The organism is Planomonospora sp. ID82291 (genome assembly GCF_015711645.1).
In the GTDB taxonomy this organism is placed as follows: Bacteria; Actinomycetota; Actinomycetes; order Streptosporangiales; family Streptosporangiaceae; genus Planomonospora.
On sequence record NZ_JABTEX010000003.1, the window covers coordinates 393062 to 414654 of the forward strand.

Below are 21593 nucleotides of genomic sequence, written 5' to 3' on the forward strand. Positions count from 1 at the left end.
GCCCCTCGCACCGGCTCACCCCCCACGCCAGACCCCACCCCCACCTCGCCAGAGAGGAAATCCGGACATGCCGGAAAGGACAGTCGTCATCGCCTCGCGCACCGGTCTGCACGCCCGGCCCGCCAAGCTCTTCGTGCAGGCCGCTGCGGCGCAGGACGTGCCGGTGCGGATCCGTCTCGGCGCGGGCAGATCCGTCCCCGCCACCAGCATGCTCGCCGTGATGGCCCTCGGAGCGGGGCACGGCGCCGAGGTCGTCCTGGAGGCCGAGGGAGCGGGCGCGGACGCCGCGCTCGACTCCCTGGCCGGACTGCTGAGCCGCGACCTCGACGCCGAGGAGGCACCGGATGCCTGAGACCGCGGCCGGGACGCTGCGCGGCCTCGGGGTCGGGCCGGGGCGGGCGGCGGGCAGAATCGCGCGGATGGCGGGCCCGCTCCCGCTCCCGGACCCGGTCCGCGCGGCCGATCCGGACCGGGAGCTCGCGGAGGCGCTGCGCGCGCTGCAGGCGGTCTCCGCCGAACTGGCGGCGCGCGCCTCGGCGGCGGCCGATCCGGCCGCGAGCGCGATCCTGGAGGCGCAGTCGTTCATCGCCGCCGACCCGGGCCTGATCGAATCGGTGCAGGAGAACGTCGCCGCGGGGATGGACGCCGTCCACGCCCTCGACGCCGCCTGCGCCGGTCACCGGGAGGCGCTGCTGGCGGCCGGCGGCCTGTTCGCCGAGCGCGCCGCCGACCTGGACGACATCCGCAACCGGGCCGTCGCCGCGGTGCTCGGCCTGCCCGTGCCCGGCGTGCCCGATCCGGGCCACCCCTTCGTCCTCGTCGCCGAGGACCTCTCCCCCGCCGACACCGCGGGTCTCGACACCGGGACCGTGCTCGCCCTGGTCACCGAGAAGGGCGGGCCGACCAGCCACACCGCGATCCTCGCCCGCGCCCTCGGCCTGCCCGCCGTGGTCGCCTGTCCGGGTGCCGCGCACCTCGGCGAGGGGACCTGGGCGGCGGTCGACGGGACCACCGGGGAGGTCCGCTCCGGCATCGGGGAGGAGGAGGCCGCCGGGATCCTGCGGCTCGCCGCCGCCGACCGCCTCCGGCAGGCGGAGAGCCGCGGTCCCGGCCGGACCGCCGACGGGCACCCGGTCGAGCTCCTGCTCAACATCGGCTCCGCCGCCGATCTCGTCCCGGGGGTGGACGCCGAGGGCGTGGGGCTCTTCCGCACCGAGTTCCTCTTCCTCGACCGCCGGGAGGAGCCGGGCTTCGACGAGCAGGTCGCGGCCTACGAAGCCGTCTTCCGGGCCTTCCCCGGCGGGAAGGTCGTCGTCCGTACGCTCGACGCGGGATCGGACAAACCGCTGCCGTTCCTCGACCCGGGCCCGGAGCCCAACCCCGCCCTGGGCGTGCGGGGGCTGCGGGTCGCCCGCGGGCGGCCCGGCGTGCTCGACACCCAGCTCGACGCGATCGCCGCGGCCGCCCGCGCGAGCGGCGCGCAGCCGTGGGTGATGGCGCCCATGGTCTCCACGGTCGCCGAGGCGGACGACTTCGCCGCGCGGGCGCGGGCGCGGGGGATCACCCGCGTCGGAGTGATGATCGAGGTCCCGGCCGCCGCCCTCCGGGCGGACCGGCTGCTGGAGCGGCTCGACTTCCTCAGCATCGGCACCAACGACCTCAGCCAGTACGCCTTCGCCGCCGACCGCCAGCACGGCGAACTCGCCGACCTGCTCGATCCCTGGCAGCCGGGCCTGCTCGCCCTGATAGCCGGGTGCGCGCAGGCCGGGCTGGCGGCGGGCAAGCCGGTCGGGGTGTGCGGAGAGGCCGCGGCCGACCCCCTCCTGGCTCCCGTGCTGGCCGGGCTCGGCATCACCAGTCTGTCCATGTCGGCGCCCGGCCTCGCTCCGGTCCGGGACGCGCTGGCCCGCCGTACGCTGCAGCACTGCCGCGACGACGCCCGGCTCGCCCTGGACGTCGACGACCCGGCGCAGGCCAGGGCGGCGGTCGCCGCGGACCGGTGAGCCCTCCGCCGGCCGGGCCGGCCGTCCCCCGGCGGTTCAGCGGACGACGTTCAGCGGACCACCTTGACCGCCGCCCTGACCAGGTCGCTCCGCGTCCCGTCGCCGTTCCAGGTCCCCCAGACGGCGACGTGGCGGACCGATCCCGGGCGGACGGCGGAGGAGAGCTCCAGCTGGACGCGGATCAGCCGGTGGGCGCCGCGCGCCAGGGCGACGCGCAGGCCGGAGGCCGAGTGCATCCCGGCGGTGACGTCGGTGTTGCCGGAGAAGTAGCGGACCGTGGAGCCTGCGGCGGCGCGTCCGCCCCTGACCGCGATGACGGCGGTCGTGGTGCCGTCGTTGTGGACGCGGACGTAGAAGCCGCCCGGTCTGAGCGTCCGCCCGGTCCAGCGCATCGTCGTCGTCCTGGTCTGCGCCGCCGACGCGCCGGCGGTGTAGACGTTGTCGCCCACGTAGCCGGAGCCCGCGGAGGTGCTGATCAGGGCGTCGGGGCGCTGGTCGCTGGCGGCGACGGTGACGGTCATGGTGACCGGTGATCTCAGCTCGGCGCCCGCGCCGGACGAGGAGAGCGTGATGGTGAGCGTTTCCGCGGCCTCGGGAACGGCGTCGTCGCGGACGGACAGCATGACGGCCGCGGTGGTCTGGCCGGGGGCGAAGGTCAGCGTGCCCGGGGTGAGGACGAAGTCGGATCCGGGAGCGGCCTGCCCGCCGGTGTGCGCGTAGCCGACCGTGGTGGACGCGGTGCCGGTGCGGGTGACCGTCAGGGGGACGGTCCCGGCGTTCTCGGTGACCGTCCTGGCCGCCTGCTGGAAAGCCGCCGCCGACCTGCTCAGCGCCAGATTGTGGTGGCTGCCGGCGGCGATCCGGGTCACCCCGCCCAGCCCCGCGGGCACACTGGTCTGACCGAGGTCGTTGCCGCCCCAGGCCGTGACGGTGCCATCGGACCTCAGCGCCAGATTGTGGTGGCTGCCGGCCGCGATCCGGGTCACCCCGCCCAGCCCCGCGGGCACACTGGTCTGACCGAGGTCGTTGCCGCCCCAGGCCGTGACGGTGCCATCGGACCTCAGCGCCAGGCTGTGGTAGTAGCCCGCCGCGAGCTGGGTCACCCCGCCCAGCCCCGCGGGCACATCGGTCTCGCCTTCCACGTTCATGCCCCAGGCCGTGACGGTGCCGTCGGACCTCAGCGCCAGAGCGTGGTACGGAGCGGCGGCGATCTGGGCCACGCCGGTCAGCCCGGCGGCCCCGCCGATCAGGCCGTGGACGTCATCGCCCCAGGCGGTGACGGTGCCGTCGGACGTCAACGCCATGCTGTAGAAGGCGCCGGCGGCGATCTGGGTCACCCCGTCCAGCCCCGCGGGCACGCCGGCCTGGCCGAGGTCGTTGCCGCCCCAGGCCGTGACGGTGCCATCCGATCTCAGCGCCAGGCTGTGGTAGTAGCCCGCCGCGAGCTGGGTCACCCCGTCCAGCCCGGCGGGCACGCCGGTCTGGCCGTCGCCGTTGTACCCCCAGGCCGTGACGGTGCCGTCGAACCTCAGCGCCAGGCTGTGGTAGTAGCCCGCCGCGACCTGGGTCACCCCGTCCAGCCCCGCGGGCACATCGGCCTGACCGTCGAGGTCGTACCCCCAGGCCGTGACGGTGCCGTCCGCCGCGGCGTGCGCGGAGGCGTGCGCAGGGGCGTGCGCGGAGGCGTGCGCAGGGGCGTGCGCGGAGGCGTGCGCAGGGGCGTGCGCGGAGGCGCGCGCAGGGGCCCCGAGCGCGGCGACGGCCGCCAGGAGGCAGGCCAGCAGTGCGGCCATCGACCGGGGACGCCCTCGCAGAGGCCGGACCGGTGCCGGAGTCGCCGGTGAAGCGCCCATCAGGCGTCCTCCTCTTTCCGCTTCCGCATCGCGGGCAGGACGGCACCGGTCTCCGCCGGTCGAAGGCCGGAGTCACCCCCTCTCATTGCACGAAATGTGCGCAATATGGGAGATATGCCGAAAAAAGACGAAAGCGTCGGCTGAGATTGACGGCCGCTCCGCAACGGCCGGGCCGTCCTCCCCTGTCGACGGACGGACGAACGGCCGGACGGACGAACGGCCGGACGAACGGGCGGCCCGGCTCCGAGCCCGGAGAACGGCCCGGCATGAGATCACCCGGAGGCGGACCGGCCCGCGGTCACCCGGAGGAGCCTGAGGGTCCGGACGGCCCGGCCAGGACCGCCGAGCCTTCTTTGACGTAGTCCAGCAGCGGGCGGACACGGCCGTCGAGGTGCCACTGCTCCAGGGCGCCGAAGTAGACGCCGAACAGGTAGGAGCGGACGGCGACGCGCGCCCGCGTCGGATCGGCGCCCGTGGACCTCAACGCGGCCGTCAGGCGCTCGCTGAGGTCGTCCAGGGCGGTGTACACGGCTTCCCGCACCGCCGGCTCCTCCAGCACGTAGCGCACGCCGGACCAGGGGGTGTACAGCGCCGCCCCGCCGGAGGGGGCCGCGGCCGTGTGGACGCTCGCGACGATCCGCTCGAGCGTGCCCGGGAGATCGTCCAGGTCGAGCTGCTCCGCCAGCAGGTCCTGCCCGATGGCGGCGTGGGTGTCGGTGGTGAACAGGCCTTCCTTGGTGCCGAAGTAGCGGTAGAAGGTGCGCGGCGACACCCCGGCCGCCGCGGCCACCTGCTCGACGGTGACCGCGGTGTAGCCGTGCTCGTCGAACAGGTCGATCGCGGTCTCGATGATGTGGTGCATCGCGGCCAGCCGGTTGCGCTGGCGGAGGGTCAGAGCCACCGTGCCAGCGTACCGCGTATCTGGCCCACACCCGCTAGATGGCAGTGCATGCCATCTTGACATGAAATGCCATCGGCAGAAGGATGGAACCGCCCCTCACCGCACGGCGGCGGGGCGCCGCTCCCGTCCCGTTCGCGGCGACCACCCGGTCCGTGCGGCCCCGTACCGCTCCGGTGCCGCCGCGCGTCCGCCGGCCGCCCGGCGGTGCCCGACCTCCACCGTGCGAACGCGGCGATCCGCCATCCGGTCGCGGATCCCGCCCGAGGAATCGAGACGACAATGCCCACCCATGCACTTGCGGGGCACCTGGTCATCGCCACCGCCCCCCTGGCGGCCCTGCTGGCGCTGGTCTACGCCTGGCGGCCGACGGCCCGTCGCCGGCTGCGCCTCCCCCTGCTGGCCGCGGGTGTCCTCAACATGGCCCTGGTCGGCTGGGCCGCGACCGCCGGGTCCACGCTCCTGGACACGTTCAAGGCGTCGGGAAGGACCACGGACGGGGAACTGGCGACGGCCGTGGTGCACGCCCACCAGGCGGACGCGCTGAGCGTGGCCTCACTGGCGCTGCTGCTGGCCGTCCTCGCCCTCGTGTGGTGGCTGCTGGCGCCGGGCAGGCCTCCGACGACGGGCGCGACGGCCGCCGCCTGCGTCCTGAGCGCCTGCGCACTGGCCGTCTGCTGGTTCGACGCCACCACGCTGATCGAGGCCACGCGGTCGGTGTGGAGCCATCACCCCCTGTGGCAGGGCTGAACCGATGACCGGTCTCCGCGCCGTGCTCCGCCGTCTCACCGGGCGGGCGGAGTGAGGCCCCTGGAGGCGGTGCTGGTCACCGCGGACCTGCTGGCCTTCCTCCTCCTGGTCGGCCCGGTGCCGCGCGGGCTCCGGCGGGCGGTGCCCGCCGCGCTCGCGGCGGCGGTGGCCCAGGCGCTGCTGGAAGGTCCGCGCTGGCAGGTGATCCCCGCCTACGCGCTGGCGGCGGCCGTCACCGCGGCATGGCTGCGGCGCGCCGTCGCACCGGCGCGCCGGCCGGTCGGGCGCACCCGGTTCCGGCGGCTCGCCACCGCCGTCACCGCGGTGCTGGGCGCGGCAGGGCTGATCGTCTCGGCGGCGGCGCCGATCCTGCTGCCCGTGTTCTCCTTCCCCCCGCCCGCCGGTCCCCACCGGATCGGCACCGCGACCTACCACTGGACCGATGACGGGCGTCCCGACGTCCTCGCGGCGGACCCGCGGGCCCGCCGCGAACTGATGGTGCAGATCTGGTATCCCGCCGCCGACGGGCCGTCCGCGCCCCGCGCCCCCTACGTGCAGGACGGCGACGTCTTCGTGGCCATGGCGCACCTGGCCGGGGCGCCGGGCCTCACCTTCACCCACCTGCGCCACGTGACGACGAACGCCTCCGCGTCCGCGCCCGTGGCCGGGGCCGGGGTCGGGGAGCGGTCCCGCCATCCGGTGCTGATCTTCCTGGAGGGGGCGATGGGCTTCCGCCAGATGAACACCTTCCAGGTCGAGCACCTGGTCTCCCACGGCTACGTCGTCGCGGCCGTCGACCACCCGCACGCCGCCGCCTCGGTGCGCTTCCCCGACGGGCGCCGCACCGCCGCGCCGCCCCCGGACCGGCTCAAAGCCCTGATCGACCGGAGCTTCGACCCGGCCGGCACGGCCCCGGCGCCCGGCGGCCAGGCGCTCGACGGCGGCCTCGTCCCCCAGCTCGCGCGTGACGTCGCCTTCGTCCTGGACCGGCTGACCGCCCTGGACCGGGCGGACCCGGCCGGCCTCCTGACCGGGCGGCTGGACCTGGACCGCATCGGCGCCTTCGGCGTCTCGCTGGGCGGCATCGTCACCGGTGAGGCCTGCCGGGCGGAGCCGCGGCTGCGCGCCTGCCTGATGATGGACACGCGGATGACCCCCGGCGTGGTGCGCGACGGCCTGGACCGGCCGAGCATGTGGATCACCCGCGACGCCGCCACCATGCGGCGGGAGGGCTGGTCGCCCGAAGAGGTCGCCCAGCACCAGAACAGCATGCGGGCGGTCTTCGCCAAGCGGCCCGCGGACGGCTACCTCGTGCGCGTACCCGGGATGTTCCACGCCGACTTCACCGACGTCTCCTCCTGGTCGCCGCTGCTGTCCCTGCTCGGCCTCACCGGCTCGGTCCCCGCGGAGCGGGGGCACGCCATCCTCAACGCCTACAGCCTGGCGTTCTTCGACCGGCACCTGAGGAACCGCCCGGCGCCGCTGCTGGACGGCCCCGCGCGGGACTATCCGGAGGTGCTGCTCGAAACGCGCCCCTGACCCGCCGCACCGCGGCGGTGCGACGGCACGGAGGCCGCGGCGAATTCCATCGGAAACGAACAAGGAAGGAAGTCCGATGACGGAGCGATCGGAACACCGGGGACCTGGCATCGTCGACCGGCTGTACGCGGTGAAGCGGTGGATGTACCGCGGTGGCCGCCCTCATCTGCTGGCACGGGCGATGAACCGGGTGGCCACCCTCCAGCACTCCACGGGGCTGCTCGTGCCCCGCCGGGCGGTCACGCTCGAGGTGCGCGGCCGCTCCAGCGGCCGGATGATCGCGGTACCGGTGGTGGTGGCCGACCACGAGGGCCAGGAGTACCTGGTGTCCATGCTCGGCGAGGACGCCAACTGGGTCCGCAACGTCCGCGCCGCCGACGGCCGGGCGGTCCTGCACCGGAGGGGGCGCCGACCGGTCGTGCTCCAGGAGGTCGAGGCCGGCGCGCGCGCGCCGATCCTGCGTCGCTATCTGGCGCTGGCGCCCGGCGCCCGGCCGCACGTGCCGGTCACCCGCGACTCCCCGCTGGAGGCCTTCGCGGCGATCGCCGCGGATCACCCCGTCTTCCGGATCACCGCCGCCCCTCCGGCGGCATCGCCGATGTGATCCCGCCACCGGTCCGACCACGACGAACAGGCCTTATCGGGTGTTTCACGCCCATCATTGCGGGCAGGGCGAAACAGCAGATGTCGAGGCCGTCACCGGCCGGCCGCCGAGCGCAGCGGGTCACGGCCCGCCGGCCTCGGCGGCCGGCCGCGGCCGGCACCCGTACCCGAACACACCACCGGCAAAGGATCCGCGATGGCGAGCATTCATACACACCGTGACGACACCCGGTCGACCTCGGCCCACGGCCCCGCCGCCAAGGTGTGGGCGATCACCCGCATCGCCCTGGGCTGGATCTTCCTCTGGGCCTTCCTGGACAAGCTCTTCGGCCTGGGATTCTCCACCCCCTCCGAGCGGGCCTGGATCAACGGGGGCAGTCCCACCTCCGGGTTCCTCAAGGGCACCGGCGAGAACGCCCTCGGCGGCATGTTCTCCGGCCTGGCCGGCCAGGGCTGGGTCGACTGGCTGTTCATGCTCGGCCTGCTCGGGATCGGCACCGCGCTGATCCTCGGCATCGGCCTGCGCGTCGCCGCCGTCACGGGCGCCCTGCTGATGGTGCTCATGTGGATGGCCCAGCTCCCGCTGGAGACCAACCCGATCATCGACGACCACATCATCTACGCGCTCGTGCTGGCCGGTCTGGCGCTGAGCAACGCCGGCGACACCTGGGGCCTGGGCCGCCAGTGGGGCGCCACCAACCTGGTGCGCGGCAAGCCCTTCCTCAAGTAGCACCCGACCGCGTCCGCCGGCCGGTCCCGTCCTCGGACGGGGCCGGCCGGCCGCATGCGCAGGTGCCGACCACCGACCACCGACCACCGACCACCGCACCGGGCACCGGGCACCGGGCACCGGGCACCGGGCACCGGGCACCGGGCACCGGGCACCGGGCACCGGGCACCGGGCGGCAGACGCGCATGGGCGCCGGGCGGCAGACGCGCATGGGCGCCGGACGAGCACACGGGCGCCGGACAACAGGCGCACATTTGGCTAATTTGTGAAAAATACGCCAGCGCGTCACATTCACCGAGCGGACATAGGCACACCATGTGCAACGTCACCCGGGCGGTCATGACCGCCCTGTCGCTCACCGTGCTGATCACCCCTTCCGTGCCGGCCGCCGCGGCGCCGACTCCCCCACCGCTCCGGGCCGCCGCCTCCGCCCTCGCCGCCCCGCCGCCGGCCGGGGCGCGCGCAGCACCCGTACCGGCGGGCACCCGGGCGATGTGGCTGTGGAACTCCGCCACCGCGGCCCCGGCCGACGTGCTGGCCTGGGCACGCGACCAGGACGTGAAGGAGATCTTCGCCTACGCCCCCGCCAACCTGCCCACCAACTCCGCCCAGCTGACCCGGATGCGCGAGCTCAAGCGCGGCGCCGACACGGCCGGCATCCGCCTGACCGCCCTGGGCGGAGAACCGGAGTGGGCCACCGACCACGCCGCGGCGCGGGCCTGGCAGCGCGCGGTGCTGGGCACCGGGCTGTTCGCCGGCAGCCACGTCGACGTGGAGCCCTACGCGCTGCCCGCCTGGCAGAGCGACCAGGAGACGCTGGCGCAGTCCTTCGTCCGGATGCTGGAGGTCCTGCAGGCCGACAGCACCCGGCCGCTGGAGGCCGACGTGCCGTTCTGGTACGGCGAGATCCCCCTGGAGACCGGCGCCGTCCTGGCCGATCAGGTCCTGGCGCAGGTGAACGCCGTCACCGTCATGAGTTACCGCGACACCGCCACCGGTCCCAACTCGATGGCCGACGTCGCCGCCGACATGCTCACCCGCGGAGCCGCCGCGGGCAGGCCGGTCCGGCTGGCCGCCGAGACCGTTCCCCTGGACGACTGCCCCCACTGCACCTTCGCCGGAGAGGAACCGGCGCACATGACCACGGTGCTGGCCGAGGTGGACACGGCCGTCGGCGCGTACGCGACGTTCAACGGCATCGCGATCCACCACTACGACTCCTGGCGCACCCTGGCCGCCTGACGGACGGGAGGGGGCGGGCGCGTCCGGCACGCCGGACGCGCCCGCTCTCCCGTGCCCGTCGATTCGGACGGTCCGGCTCTCCCGTGCCCGTCAGTCCGGACGGTCCGGGACGTCGATGCCCGCGGCCTCGCATATCCGGGCCAGCGGCCGGAAGGCCACGATCGACCGGCCGGTACGGCCGAGCGGGGCGACCGTCTCCGCGACGGCCGGGACCGTCGACTGGCGGGCGTGCTGCGCGGCCGCGACCAGCCCGGTGAAGACGTTCCGGCCGTCGTCCGAGTGGTGGGTGGCCGCCAGGATCCGGCAGGCCCGTTCGGCGGGCGCGTCCAGTGGCCGCGCCTGCGGCGCGCCGGGTCCGGTGGCGATCCCCGCCGCCACGAGAACCGCCAGGAGCGGTGCCGACATCGCGTCCCCCTGCTTTCCGGATGATGGTGTTCCCCTGACCAGGGGGAATACCCGAACGATGCGTGCCTATGCCGCGATCTGGACCGCCCCGCCCGAGAGGAGGCGCCCGGCGGGTGGCCGGGGCCGTCCGCACCGGTGGGAGCACCGGTCGCGCAGACGCCCGCGGCTCCGGGGGAGCCCGTCACCCGCTCTTCTCATCCGTGACATCCGGGCGTAACACTGAGGCATGTCCTCCCCGTCCTCCGCCACCCCGGCCGTGCCCCTGCGCGGTCGCGACGCCGAACTGGCCGCCCTGCGCCGACTGCTCGGCGCCGCCCGCCGCGGGGCGGGCGGCGCCGTGCTCGTACTGGGCGCCCCGGGAACGGGCAAGTCCGCGCTCCTCGACTCCGCCTGCGCGGACGCCCTCGGCCCCGCCCCTGCCGCCGGCCCCGGCCCCGGCACCACCCGAGCCGCCGGCCTCGTCACCGGCCCCGGCCCCGGCCCCGGTACGGACGCCCGCGTCCCGGATCCCGGCGGGAGCGCGGACGGCGACGACGCCGCCCGTCTCCGCCCGGACGGGGACCGCTTCGTCGTCCTGCGGACCCGCGGCACCGCGGTGGAGGCCCGCCTGCCGTACGCCGGGCTGCACGCGCTGCTCCGCCCGGTCGCCGATCGGCTGGGCGCACTGCCCCCGGCGCAGGCGGCGGTGCTCGCCGAGGCGCTGGAGCGCGGTACGGCCGGCGGCGGCCTGGCGCTTCCCGCCGCCGTCCTCAACCTCCTGCTCGCCGTGGGGCGCCCGGTCCTGGTCTGCGTCGACGACCTGCACCACCTCGACGCGCCGAGCCGCGACGCGCTGTTCTTCGTCGCCCGGCGGCTGGGCGGGGAGCGGATCGCGCTGCTGCTGGCGGGCGACGGCGAAGGCCCCGCCGTCCGCGCGGGCGGCCCCGCGGACGGGGGCGGCGGGGACGGGGACGCGCCCGGCGACGTCCCCCGGCTGCGCCTCGGCCGCCTGGACGAGGAGGCGGTCCGGCAGGTGCTCGACGACCTGGCGCCGCCGGGCCTCTCCGAGGAGCTGCGGGCGTCGCTGGCCGAGGTCGCCCGCGGCAACCCGCTCGCGCTCCGCGAACTCGTCGGCGCGCTCACCCCCGACCAGGTGGGCGGCGCCGCCGCTCCCCCGGAGACCCTGCCGCCGGACGGGCGGCTGTGGCGCGCGTACGCCGGCCGGCTCTCCCGGTTGCCCGGGGAGACCGCGGACCTGCTGCTGCTGCTCGCGGCCGACCCGGACCTGGACACGGCCACCCTGCTGCGCGCCGCCGAGCCCCGCTGCGCGCTCACCGCGCTGGAGCCCGCCGAGCGGGCGGGCGTCGTCGTCCGCACGGCCGGCGACCGCTACGGCTTCCGCGACCCGGCGATGGGCCCGGTCGTCTACGCGGGGGCCTCCCCGGCCCGCCGGCGGGAGGCGCACCGCCTGCTGGCCGGCGTCCTGGACGCCGAGCACCAGCGCCTGCGGCGGGCCTGGCACCGGGCGGCCGCGCTGGACGGCCCCGCCGAGCGGCTGGCCGACGCGCTGGTGGAGGAGCTCGCCGAGGGACCGGACGGCACGGCCGGCGGGGCCGGGGGCCGGGGCGGCTTCCCCGAGGCCTTCCGCGCCTTCGAGCGGGCCGCGGAGCTCACCGCCCGCGGTGACGTCCGGGCGGCCCGCCTGGCCGCCGCCGCGCGCCACGCCTGGCACGCGGGCCTGCCGCAGCGCGCCCGGTCGCTGCTGGCCCGCCTCAACTCCCTGGCGGTCACCGAGGAGGTGCGGGGCCGGGCCGAGCTGGTCCGGGGCAGCCTGGAGCTGCGCAGCGGCAAGACCGGCGACGCCTGCGACGAGCTGCTGGCGGCGGCCGACTGGCTGCTCGCCCGCGACCGGGAGCAGGCCGTCCGGGCGCTGATCCGCGCGAGCGAGGCGACCTACCTCGCCGGGGACAACCACCGGTTCATGGCCATCGCGCGGCGCGCCGCCGCGCTGCGGCGGCCGGACGACCCGCCCGCCACGCAGCTGATGTTCGAGTACCTCGCGGGCGTGGCGGCGACGTTCCGCGGGCGGCACCGGGAGGCCGCGGCACCGCTGCGCCGCGTCGTGGAGCTGGCCCCCTCGGTGGACAACCCCTCGGTGCTGGTCTGGGCCTGCGTCTCCAGCCTCATGCTCGGCGAGGACGCCCAGGCGCTGAGGCTGTCCACCCGGGCGATCGGCATCGCGCGCGCCCAGGGGGCGGTCTCCACGGTGCCGCAGGTGCTGGAGTTCCTGATCCAGGCCGAACTCTGGATGGGACGCTACGCCTCGGTCGCGGCCAACGCGAGGGAGGGCCTGCGGCTGGCCCAGGAGACGGGCAGGCTCACCAGCGCCGCCCAGCACCTCGCCTGGCTCGCGCTGACCGCCGCGGTGCAGGGCGACGAGGAGACGTGCCGGATCCGGGCCGGGAGCGCGATGGAGCTGGCCGACGCCCACGGTCTGGGCATCGCCGGGGCGCTCGGCACCTGGGCGCTGGCCCACCTCGACGTCGCCGCGGGCCGCCACGCGGACGCCGCCGCGCGCCTGCGGGCCACGGCCCGCTCCGGCGGTGCGGGCGGCCATCCGGTCGTCCGGGTCATGGCCACCCCGCACTTCGTCGAGGCCGCCGTGCGCACCGGCGACGTCGAGCACGCGCGGGCGGCCCTGGTGGTGCTCGACCGCTGGACGGGCAGTACGCGCAGCCCCGACCGGCTGGCGCTGGCGGCGCGCTGCCACGCGCTCCTGGCCGGCCCCGGCGAGGCCGAGGAGCGCTTCCGCGAGGCGCTGGACCTGCACGAGCGGGGCTCCTGCGGGTTCGAGACGGCCCGCACGCAACTGCTGTTCGGCAGCGTGCTGCGCCGCAACCGGCGGCCCGGCGCGGCCCGCGAGCACCTGCACGGCGCGCTGGAGACCTTCGAGCGGTACGGCGCGCGGCTCTGGGCCGAGCAGGCCCGGGGGGAACTGCGCGCCTCGGGAGAGGCCCTGCCGTCCCGGCGCGCCCGGGCCCGGTCGGCCGAGGCGCGGATGCGGGCCGAGGAGGCGCCCGCGGCCCGGGTCCTGACGGCGCAGCAGTTCCAGATCGCCCGGCTGGTCGCCGACGGCGCCACCAACCGCGAGGTGGCCGCCCGGCTCTTCCTGAGCCCGCGCACCGTCGAGCACCACCTCAGGAACATCTTCTCCCGGCTCGGCATCCGATCCCGCATCGAGCTGGTCCGGCTGCTCTCCTAGGCCCGCCCGCCGGCGGCCCGCCGCCGGGAGGAGGGGGTGCGCGCCCCCTCCTCCCGGGACACCTCGATGACGTCGCGATCCCCGGATCGGTTCAGCGGGCCGGTCAGGCGGCGTTCTTCCACGGGGCGATCCGCAGCAGGTCGTCGATCCGCGCGGGCGGCACGGGCGGGGAGAACAGGTAGCCCTGGGCCAGCGGGGAGCCCATCTGCTGCAGCACGTCGGCCTGGTCGCGCGACTCGACGCCCTCGACGACGGTGGACAGCCCCAGGCTGGCCGAGAGCTCCAGGATCGCCTTGGTGAAGGCCCGGGTGCGGTGGTGGTCGGCCTCGGTCAGCGGGGTGGTGAACGAGCGGTCGATCTTGAGGATGTCCACCGGGAGGGTGCGCAGGTAGGCCAGCGAGGAGTAGCCGGTGCCGAAGTCGTCCAGGGCGATGCTCACCCCGTGGGCGCGCAGCCCCGCCAGGACCTCGACGATGCGGCGGGTCTCGGCGGCGGTGGTCGCCAGCAGCATGCTCTCGGTGATCTCCAGGGTCAGGGCGTGCTCGGGCAGCTCGTGGCGGTCGAGCAGCCCCAGCACCGCGTCGCTGAAACCCTCGTCGCGCAGCTGGCGGCCCGAGACGTTGACGGCCACCGTGATGCCGTGCTCCTCGTGCCAGCGGCGGGCGTCGGCGCAGGCCCGTTCCAGGACCCACAGGCCGATGTCGATGATGAGACCCGTCTCCTCGGCGATGGGGATGAACACGTCCGGGCGGACCGGGGGACCGCCGGTGGGGGTCCAGCGCAGCAGGGCCTCCACCTTGCGGATGTCGCCGGTGGCCAGGTCGACGACCGGCTGGTAGAGCAGGGTGAGCTCCTGGCGGGCCAGGGCGTGCCGCAGGCCGGTGGCGAGCCGGGTGTGCTCCAGCCGGGCGGCGCGCAGCCCGCTGTCGAAGACGGTGATCTGGTTCTTGCCCGCGGACTTGGCCGCGTACAGGGCCAGGTCCGCGTCGCGCAGCGCCTCGGAGGCGCCGTCCACCGGGACCTCGGCCAGCACGCCGATGCTGGTGGTCAGGTACAGCTCGCGCTCGCCCATGCGGTAGGGGGCCTGGACGGCGGTCAGGACCTGCTGCGCCGTGGAGAGGGCCTGCGCGACGGTCGCGTCCGGCAGCACGACGGCGAACTCGTCGCCGCCGGGCCGGGCCAGGACGTGGTCGCCGGCGACCAGGCCGCGCAGCCGGCGGGCCACGATGGTCAGGAGCTTGTCGCCGACCGGGTGGCCGTAGGTGTCGTTGACGTCCTTGAAACCGTCCAGGTCGAGCAGGAGCAGCGCGGGCGGGGGCGTGCCCGGCCGGGCCGCGTGGGCGGTGATCGCCTCCTGCAGCACCTCGCCGAGCAGCGTGCGGTTGGCCAGGCCGGTGAGCGGGTCGTGCGCGGCGCGGTGGGCCAGGCGGCGCTGGAGCACGTCCTGGCGGCGCAGCGCGGCCGACAGCTCGTCCGCCTGCGCGGTGAGCTGCTCGGCCTGGCGGTCCAGCTCGACGGCGCGCGCCTCGGCCAGCCGGGCGGCGAGGTTGAGACGCACCACCAGCAGGACGGCGAGCAGCACGGTCAGCCCGATGACCACCATCTCGGCGTGGAAGCGGCGCGGGACGCCGTCCCCGGCCAGGCCGAGCCCCGCCACCGAGACCAGCGGGCTGACCACGGTCAACGCCAGGAACGTGGTCACCCGCGCCCGGTTGCCGACCTCGGGCGTCACGATCTCGGCGGCCCCGGCGAAGCTGGGGTGCAGCGCCGCGCCGCCGATCAGGACCGGCCACGCCATCCAGGCGGCCAGGGTCAGCGCGCCGTCCGGGCGGCCCGCGGCCAGGTTGAGCAGGTGGCCGCTGTCGGAGACGACCACCATGGCGTAGGCCAGGCTCACCAGGACCAGCCAGCCGGCCCGTCCCTTGCCGAGCGCCAGCCGCACCACCAGGCCCAGCATGAACAGGTCGATGACGGGAGTGGAGACGGTGAAGACCAGATCGATGCCCGTCCGGTGGACGCCGTGCAGCAGGGGGTGGAGCAGGAAGGTCCACGCGGGCATGGCCGCGCCCACGGTGATGATGCCCGCGTCCAGCAGCGCCGACCTGGGCGAACCGTGGCCGCGTCGGCTCAGCGCCACCAGGGCGGCGAGTCCGAGCAGGGAGGCGCAGAGGGTGACGACGGTGTGGAAGTGCAGCAGCTGGGGGACCTTCAGCCACGTCCAGCCGATCGCCCGGCCCAGCGCGGTCGCCAGCCAGGCGGAGAGGGCGGCGGCGACGACCATCCGCCACGGCCGCAGGCGGCTCAGCCCGTGCCGCCGGATCACGACCACCATGACCAGGACCGTCGCCCCCTGCACCCCGGCCTGGAGCAGGGCGGCCGGCAGGGCGGGCAGCAGCGGGGAGAGCAGGACCGACAGGCCGCCGACCAGGAGGTACACCAGCCAGCTCCGCGTGGCCCGGCTTTCGGCGTCGCCCCGATGCGGGGCCCGCCGGAGCGTCGAGCACGGTGGCTGGCGCATGGAGTGGTCCTTCCGTGAGATCTGGCTCCTCCTCATCGGCACGCCGGAACGGCAGTTGACCAAAGCAGGTGAAGGATTCGTCGGCCTCCGGAGCCGCGGGCGCTCTCCCCGGTTGCGGACGGATGGGTGATTTCACCGATGCACCCGACGCCTGACAGAGCGAAAGTACTTCCTGTCAACGTTTCGAGGGGACCAGCGGAACCCCCCGCGGCGCGGAGCGCCCGCCCCGGCGGACGCTCCGCGCCGGACGGCCTCCGACCCGGACGCCGTCGCCCGGTCCCCTCCTCCGAGCAGGGAGCAACCGACGTGCAGTCACACCCCCCGACCCCCGCGAACCGCCGGACCCGCACCGTCGCCACGCTGGCGCTGGCGCTGACCCTCGTCGGCGGCGCCGGCGCGATCGCCCCCACCGCCCACGCCGCCGCCGGCCACGAACGCGGCCCGAACCCCACGAGCGCCGCCCTGGAGGCCTCCCGCGGTCCGTTCAGCGTCTCCAGCACCACCGTCTCCTCCCTCTCGGCGAGCGGCTTCGGCGGCGGGACGATCTACTACCCGAACGACACCGGCCAGGGCACCTTCGGCGGCGTCATCGTCGCGCCGGGCTTCACCGCGAGCAGGTCCACCATGGCCTGGCTCGCCGAGCGGCTCGCCTCGCACGGCTTCGTGGTCTTCAACATCGACACCATCACCCGCTCCGACCAGCCCGACAGCCGGGGCCGGCAGCTCCTGGCGGCGGCCGACCACCTGGCGGAGGAGAGCAGCCCCGCGGTCCGCAGCCGGCTCGACGCCGGCCGCATCGGCGTCATGGGCCACTCCATGGGCGGCGGCGGCACCCTCGCGGCGGCCGAGAGCCGGCCGTCCCTGCAGGCCGCCGTCCCGCTCACCCCGTGGCACACGGACAAGAGCTGGGGGAGCGTCCAGGTCCCGACGATGATCATCGGTGCCGAGAACGACTCGGTCGCCCCGGTGAGCTCGCACGCCGAGCCGTTCTACAACAGCCTGTCCTCGGCTCAGGAGAAGGCGTACCTGGAGCTCAACGGCGCCAGCCATTTCGCGCCGAACAGCTCCAACAGCACGCTCGCCAAGTACAGCATCGCCTGGATGAAGCGCTTCGTCGACGACGACCTCCGCTACGACCAGTTCCTGTGTCCCGCCCCCGGGCGCAGCACGCGGATCGAGGAGTACCGCTCCTCCTGCCCCCACTAAGGACCGTACGGAGCGCAGCCCGTCACCCGGCGAAGGCTCCGGGGCGCCCGGCCGTCAGGCGCGCCGCCCGCCTTCCCCGGGGGGCGCGACCGCGCCTGCGGCCATGCCGTGGTCGCGCAGCAGCCGCACCGCGGTGACCTTGTACTCGGGGCAGGAGGTGACGGTGTCGGCGTGGTCGGAGGTGAGCGCGTTGACCCCGCTTTCGGGGAAGTGGAAGGCGCAGAACACCTGTCCGGGCGCCGTCTCCGCGCAGATCCGGGCGGTCAGGCGGGCCCGGCCGTGGCGGCTCTCCACCGTGACCGGGTCGCCGTCGCGCAGGCCGTACCGGGCGGCGTCGGCGGGGTTCAGGTCGAGCCGGTCGACGGCCTCCAGCCGGAGGTTGCCGGTGCGCCGGGTCATGCCGCCGGAGTTGTAGTGCGCCCAGCGCCGTCCGGTGACCAGGACCAGCGGATGGTCCTCGTCCGGTTCCTCGCCCGGCGGCAGGTAGGGGCGGGCCGCCAGGTGCGCCCGGCCGTCGGGGGTGGCGAAGCGTCCGGTGTGGAGCCGGGCCTCTCCGGGACGTGCGGGATCGGGCACCGGCCAGCAGAGCGCCCCCTCGCGGTCCAGCCGCTCGTGCGATACGCCCGCGAACAGCGGCGCCAGCCGGGCGCATTCGGCCAGCGCCGCGGCCGGGGTGGCGCATCCCAGGTCGGCGTCGAGAGCGGCGGCGAGGGCGTGGACGATCGCGAAGTCGGACCGGGCCTGCCCCGGCGGGGCGAGGGCGGGGCGCACCCGCTGGAAGCGGCGGTCGAAGTTGACGAACGTGCCGTCCTTCTCCAGCCAGGAGGCGGCCGGCAGCACCACGTCGGCGCGGCGCGCGGTCGGCGACAGGAACAGCTCGTGGCAGATCACGAGCGGGCACGCCTGGAGCGCCTCGGCGACCCGGGTGGTGTCGGGATCGGTGGTGCACACGTCCTCACCGATGATCCACAGCGCCCGCAGGTCGCCGGCGCGGGCGGCGGCGAACATCTCGGGGATGCGCAGGCCGGGCTTCTCCGGGACCGCGTGTCCCCATACCCGGGCGACCCGCTCCCGCGCGGCCGGGTCGGTCACCTTCTGGTAGCCGGGCAGCAGGTCGGGCAGCGCGCCCATGTCGGAGGCGCCCTGGACGTTGTTCTGGCCGCGCAGCGGGTTGACGCCGTAGCCGCGGCCGGTGCCGACCGCGCCGCGCAGGATCGCCAGGTTGGCCAGGGCCCGCACGCCGTCGGTGCCGTGCAGGTGCTCGGTGACGCCCAGCCCGTAGACGATCGCGGGCCGCCGGGCGCGGCCGTACAGGCGGGCGGCGGCCACGATGTCGGCGGCCGGGACCCCGGTGATCGCCTCCACCCGTTCCGGGGGGTAGCCGGTGAGCAGCCCGGCCAGTTCCGGCAGGCCGGTGGCGCGCTCGCGCAGGAACTCCTCGTCGGTCAGGTCTTCGGCGAGCAGCACGTGCGCCAGGCCGTGGAAGAGGGCGACGTTGGTGCCGGGCCGGGGCCGCAGGTGCACGTCGGCGTGGCCGGCCAGCCCGACCGCGCGCGGGTCGGCGACGACCAGGCGGGTCCCGCGCAGGACGCGCTGGAGCAGGCGGGCGCCGACCACCGGGTGCGCTTCGACCGGGTTGGCGCCGGCCACCAGCAGGCAGTCGGCCCGCTCGACGTCGTCGAAGGAGTCGGTGCCGCCGGCCAGGCCGAACGCCGCGGTCAGCCCGGCGGCCGAGGGGGAATGGCACAGCCGCGAGCAGTTGTCGACGCTGTTGGTGCCGATCACGGTCCGCATGAACTTCTGGATCAGGTAGTTCTCCTCGTCGGTGGCCCGGGCCGAGGAGATCGCCGCCACCGCGTCGGGTCCGCCGGCGGCGACGGCCGCGCGCAGGCCGCGGGCGGCGTGGTCGAGGGCCTCGGCCCAGTCCACCGGCTCCAGGCGGCCGTCGCGGCGCAGCAGCGGCCGGGTGAGCCGTTCGGGCGAGGTGCGGAAGCCGTGCGCGAAGCGGCCCTTGACGCAGGCGTGGCCCTGGTTGACGGGTCCGTCGCGGGCGGGCAGGACCGCCACGATCTCCTCGTCCCGGGTGAGCACCTCCAGGGTGCAGCCGACCCCGCAGTAACCGCAGGTGGTGCGGGTGGCGGTGGTCGGCGGGCGCGGGCCGGGCGGCAGGCCGGGCTCGCTGAGCGCGCCGGTGGGGCAGGTGTCGACGCAGCCGCCGCAGGCGACGCAGTCGGAGTCGATCCAGGCGCCGCCGGTGCCGGGGGCGACCACGGTGTCGGCGCCCCGGCCGGTCAGGGTCAGGGCGAAGGTGCCCTGCACGTCGGCGCAGACGCGCACGCACCGGCCGCACGCGATGCACAGGTCCCGGTCGAGGTGGACGTAGGGGTGGCTGTCGTCGCGGCCCCGCCCGCCGCTCCCCCGGGCGGCCTCCGGCGTGATGTCCAGGGCGTGGCAGGCGCGGGCCAGTTCGGAGCCGTCCGCGCCGCCGTCGAGGGCGCGGGACGGCAGGACCGAGACGATCAGCTCCACGGCGTCGCGGCGCAGCGCCTCCAGTTCGGCGGTGCCGGTCTCGATGCGCACGCCGTCGGCGATCGGGGTCACGCACGCGGCGACGACCCTGCCATCGGCGCCGACCAGGCAGGTACGGCAGGAGCCCGCCGGGGTGAGGCGGTCGTCGTGGCAGAGCGCGGGCAGCTCGACGCCGGCGGCGCGCACGACGGCCAGCACCGTGGCTCCCTCGGCCGTCTGGACGGGCACGCCGTCGACGTCGGCCCGCACCGTCCGTACCTCACCGGTCCGATGGGCCTCCGGGATCTCCCCGGGTACCGGGCGGGTCACCGGTCCCACCCCGCGAGCCGGTCGCCGTAGGCGCGGACCAGGCTGCGCACCGCGGCCGGCACCCGGCGCCCGAAGGCGCACAGGCTCGCCGCGCCCATCACCCGCAGCAGCCGCGCGTACTCCGCCGCGCCGTCGCCGTCCGGTCCGCCGGGCCCGGCTTCCCGCACGATCTCCAGGCCGCGACGGGAGCCGACCCGGCAGGGCGAGCAGGCTCCGCAGCTTTCAGCGGCGGCGAACTCCCACACGTGCCGCAGCACGTCCTCCGGCCGCGCGCGCCGGTCGAAGGCGACCAGGCCGGCGTGGCCGAGGGCGGCGCCGCGGCTCGCCAGCGCGGCCTCGGTCAGCGGCACGTCCAGCCGGTCGGCGGCCAGGAACCCGCCCAGCGGCCCGCCGACCTGCACGACGTCGAACTCGGTGCCCTCCTTCGGGCCGCCGCCCAGTTCGGTGACGATCCGCAGCACCGGCGTGCCGAGCTCCACCTCGTAGCAGCCGGGCCGGGCGAAGCGCTCCGACAGGCACACCAGTTTCGTCCCGGCCTCCGCCGGGGTGCCGCGGCGGGCGTAGGCGGGTCCGCCGCGGCGCACGATCCACGGGACGGCGGCCAGCGTCTCGACGTTGTTGACCACGGTCGGGGCGCCCCACAGGCCCTCCCGCGCCGGGTACGGGGGTCGGGGCCGCGCGCAGCCGCGCCCGCCCTCCAGACCGGCGATGAGGGCGGTCTCCTCGCCGGCGACGTAGGATCCGGCGCCCTCGGCGATCCGGATGTCCAGGTCCGCGCCGCCGCCGTGCACGTCCCGGCCCAGGTGCCCGTCGGCGTAGGCGTCCCGCAGCGCGGCGCGCATCCGCTCCAGCGCCCGCGGGTACTCCGAGCGGACCAGGACCACGCCCCGGCGGGATCGGCAGGCGAAGCAGGCCAGTGCCAGCCCTTCCAGCACGCGCGCCGGGTCGGCCTCCATCAGCAGCCGGTCGGCGTAGGAGCCGGGGTCGCCCTCGTCGCCGTTGGCGATGACCACGGTGTCGGGCGAGCCGCCCGCGGCGGCCCATTTGGCGGCCACCGGGAACCCCGCTCCGCCGCGCCCGCGCAGACCGGAGGCCGCCACCTCGGCGCGGACCCGCTCCGGGGTGCGGGCGGCCGCGGTCTCGGGCCAGACCTGCCACGGGCCGCAGGCGCCGGTGATCCCGGCGAGCACGACCGGGTCGCCGGTGGCGTCGGCGACCGGGATCGGCGGGTCGTGCGGCCGGGCCCGGCCGGCCAGCTGGTCGGCGACGTCCGGGCCGGTGCAAGGGGCGTCTCCGTCCAGGCAGGCCGGTCCGGCGTAGCAGTAGCCGAGGCAGCGGACGGCCTGCACAGAGACCTCGCCGACCTCGCCGACCTCGCCACCGGCTCCGGTGGGGCCGGCGGTGACGCCGAGGGCCTGCTCGACCTCGGGCAGGTGCTCGCCCAGGCGGGCGGCGAAGCAGGCCGCGGCGGTGCAGACCCGCACGTGGCGGCGGCCGTGTCCGGCGGCCAGGTCGGCGTAGAAGGTGGCCGGTCCCAGCCCGGCCGCCGCCGGCAGACCCAGCCGTTCGGCCGCCGCGGGCGCCCATTCCCGCGGGCCCTCCGGTACGGTGGCCGCGGCGTCGGCCAGGGAGGCGATCAGCCGGACGCCGGGACGTCCGCGCCGGTCGGCCAGCGCGCGGAAGGCGTCGAAACGGTCGGTCGCGTCCACGGTCGTCTACCTTCCCGGCCTCCTGACCGGTGCCGTCCTCCGTGGCTCAACTCTGCGG

The 21593-nt window shown here is 75.9% G+C and carries 15 protein-coding genes; 9 read left to right on the forward strand and 6 right to left on the reverse strand.

Translation table 11 applies throughout. From position 1 onward, the window contains the following. Window positions 1-67 precede the first annotated feature (67 nt). Together HS045_RS21065 and HS045_RS21070 are read left to right on the forward strand one after the other, a co-directional pair. Entirely contained in the window at window positions 68-352 is a 285-nt protein-coding gene (locus HS045_RS21065; protein WP_196453176.1) for an HPr family phosphocarrier protein, read from the forward strand. Further along, complete coding sequence (locus HS045_RS21070) at window positions 345-2003, forward strand: phosphoenolpyruvate--protein phosphotransferase (RefSeq protein WP_196453177.1); 1659 nt, start codon at window positions 345-347, stop codon at window positions 2001-2003. Before HS045_RS21065 ends, HS045_RS21070 begins: the two co-directional genes overlap by 8 nt. 50 nt (window positions 2004-2053) lie before the next feature. Here the strand turns inward: HS045_RS21070 and HS045_RS21075 are convergent, their stop codons facing one another. Next, complete coding sequence (locus HS045_RS21075; RefSeq protein ID WP_196453178.1) at window positions 2054-3796, reverse strand: Calx-beta domain-containing protein; 1743 nt, start codon at window positions 3794-3796, stop codon at window positions 2054-2056. A gap of 358 nt (window positions 3797-4154) precedes the next feature. Further along, window positions 4155-4757: a TetR/AcrR family transcriptional regulator gene (locus HS045_RS21080; protein ID WP_196453179.1), complete on the reverse strand. Its 603-nt coding sequence runs from the start codon at window positions 4755-4757 to the stop codon at window positions 4155-4157. 279 nt (window positions 4758-5036) lie between these two features. Here HS045_RS21080 and HS045_RS21085 point away from each other — a divergent pair, with 279 nt between their 5' ends. The 5 genes from HS045_RS21085 (at window position 5037) to HS045_RS21105 (ending at window position 9618) form a co-directional block, all read left to right on the forward strand. Beyond that, the gene (locus HS045_RS21085) at window positions 5037-5504 is read left to right on the forward strand and encodes a hypothetical protein (RefSeq protein ID WP_196453180.1); all 468 of its coding nucleotides are present in this window, start codon (window positions 5037-5039) and stop codon (window positions 5502-5504) included. Window positions 5505-5555: 51 nt separating this feature from the next. Beyond that, a complete protein-coding gene (locus tag HS045_RS21090) occupies window positions 5556-7043 on the forward strand; it encodes a hypothetical protein (RefSeq protein ID WP_196453181.1) in 1488 nt (495 codons plus the stop codon). Window positions 7044-7119: 76 nt separating this feature from the next. Further along, complete coding sequence (locus tag HS045_RS21095; RefSeq protein ID WP_196453182.1) at window positions 7120-7647, forward strand: nitroreductase/quinone reductase family protein; 528 nt, start codon at window positions 7120-7122, stop codon at window positions 7645-7647. 195 nt (window positions 7648-7842) lie between these two features. Then, on the forward strand, window positions 7843-8376 hold the full coding sequence (locus HS045_RS21100; protein WP_196453183.1) for a DoxX family membrane protein: 534 nt from the start codon (window positions 7843-7845) through the stop codon (window positions 8374-8376). 315 nt (window positions 8377-8691) lie between these two features. Then, window positions 8692-9618: a hypothetical protein gene (locus HS045_RS21105; RefSeq protein ID WP_196453184.1), complete on the forward strand. Its 927-nt coding sequence runs from the start codon at window positions 8692-8694 to the stop codon at window positions 9616-9618. A 90-nt stretch (window positions 9619-9708) separates the two neighbouring features. Here the strand turns inward: HS045_RS21105 and HS045_RS21110 are convergent, their stop codons facing one another. Beyond that, window positions 9709-10023 carry a hypothetical protein gene (locus tag HS045_RS21110; protein WP_196453185.1) on the reverse strand — a complete coding sequence of 105 codons (315 nt, stop codon included), beginning with the start codon at window positions 10021-10023 and terminating at the stop codon, window positions 9709-9711. Window positions 10024-10249: 226 nt separating this feature from the next. On the opposite strand from HS045_RS21110, the gene HS045_RS21115 reads away from it, so the two are divergent. Then, a complete protein-coding gene (locus HS045_RS21115) occupies window positions 10250-13264 on the forward strand; it encodes a LuxR family transcriptional regulator (protein ID WP_196453186.1) in 3015 nt (1004 codons plus the stop codon). A 103-nt stretch (window positions 13265-13367) separates the two neighbouring features. On the opposite strand, the gene HS045_RS21120 is transcribed toward HS045_RS21115, so the two are convergent. Next, the gene (locus HS045_RS21120; RefSeq protein ID WP_196453187.1) at window positions 13368-15782 is read right to left on the reverse strand and encodes a bifunctional diguanylate cyclase/phosphodiesterase; all 2415 of its coding nucleotides are present in this window, start codon (window positions 15780-15782) and stop codon (window positions 13368-13370) included. A 306-nt stretch (window positions 15783-16088) separates the two neighbouring features. Here HS045_RS21120 and HS045_RS21125 point away from each other — a divergent pair, with 306 nt between their 5' ends. Continuing rightward, window positions 16089-16988 carry an alpha/beta hydrolase family protein gene (locus HS045_RS21125; protein WP_374191399.1) on the forward strand — a complete coding sequence of 300 codons (900 nt, stop codon included), beginning with the start codon at window positions 16089-16091 and terminating at the stop codon, window positions 16986-16988. A 54-nt stretch (window positions 16989-17042) separates the two neighbouring features. On the opposite strand, the gene fdhF is transcribed toward HS045_RS21125, so the two are convergent. After that, window positions 17043-19826, reverse strand: a complete 2784-nt coding sequence (fdhF, locus tag HS045_RS21130) for a formate dehydrogenase subunit alpha (protein ID WP_307827626.1) — start codon at window positions 19824-19826, stop codon at window positions 17043-17045. Beyond that, a complete protein-coding gene (locus tag HS045_RS21135) occupies window positions 19823-21535 on the reverse strand; it encodes an NADH-ubiquinone oxidoreductase-F iron-sulfur binding region domain-containing protein (RefSeq protein WP_307827627.1) in 1713 nt (570 codons plus the stop codon). The genes fdhF and HS045_RS21135 overlap by 4 nt, the downstream gene beginning before the upstream one ends. Between the last annotated feature and the right edge of the window lie 58 nt (window positions 21536-21593).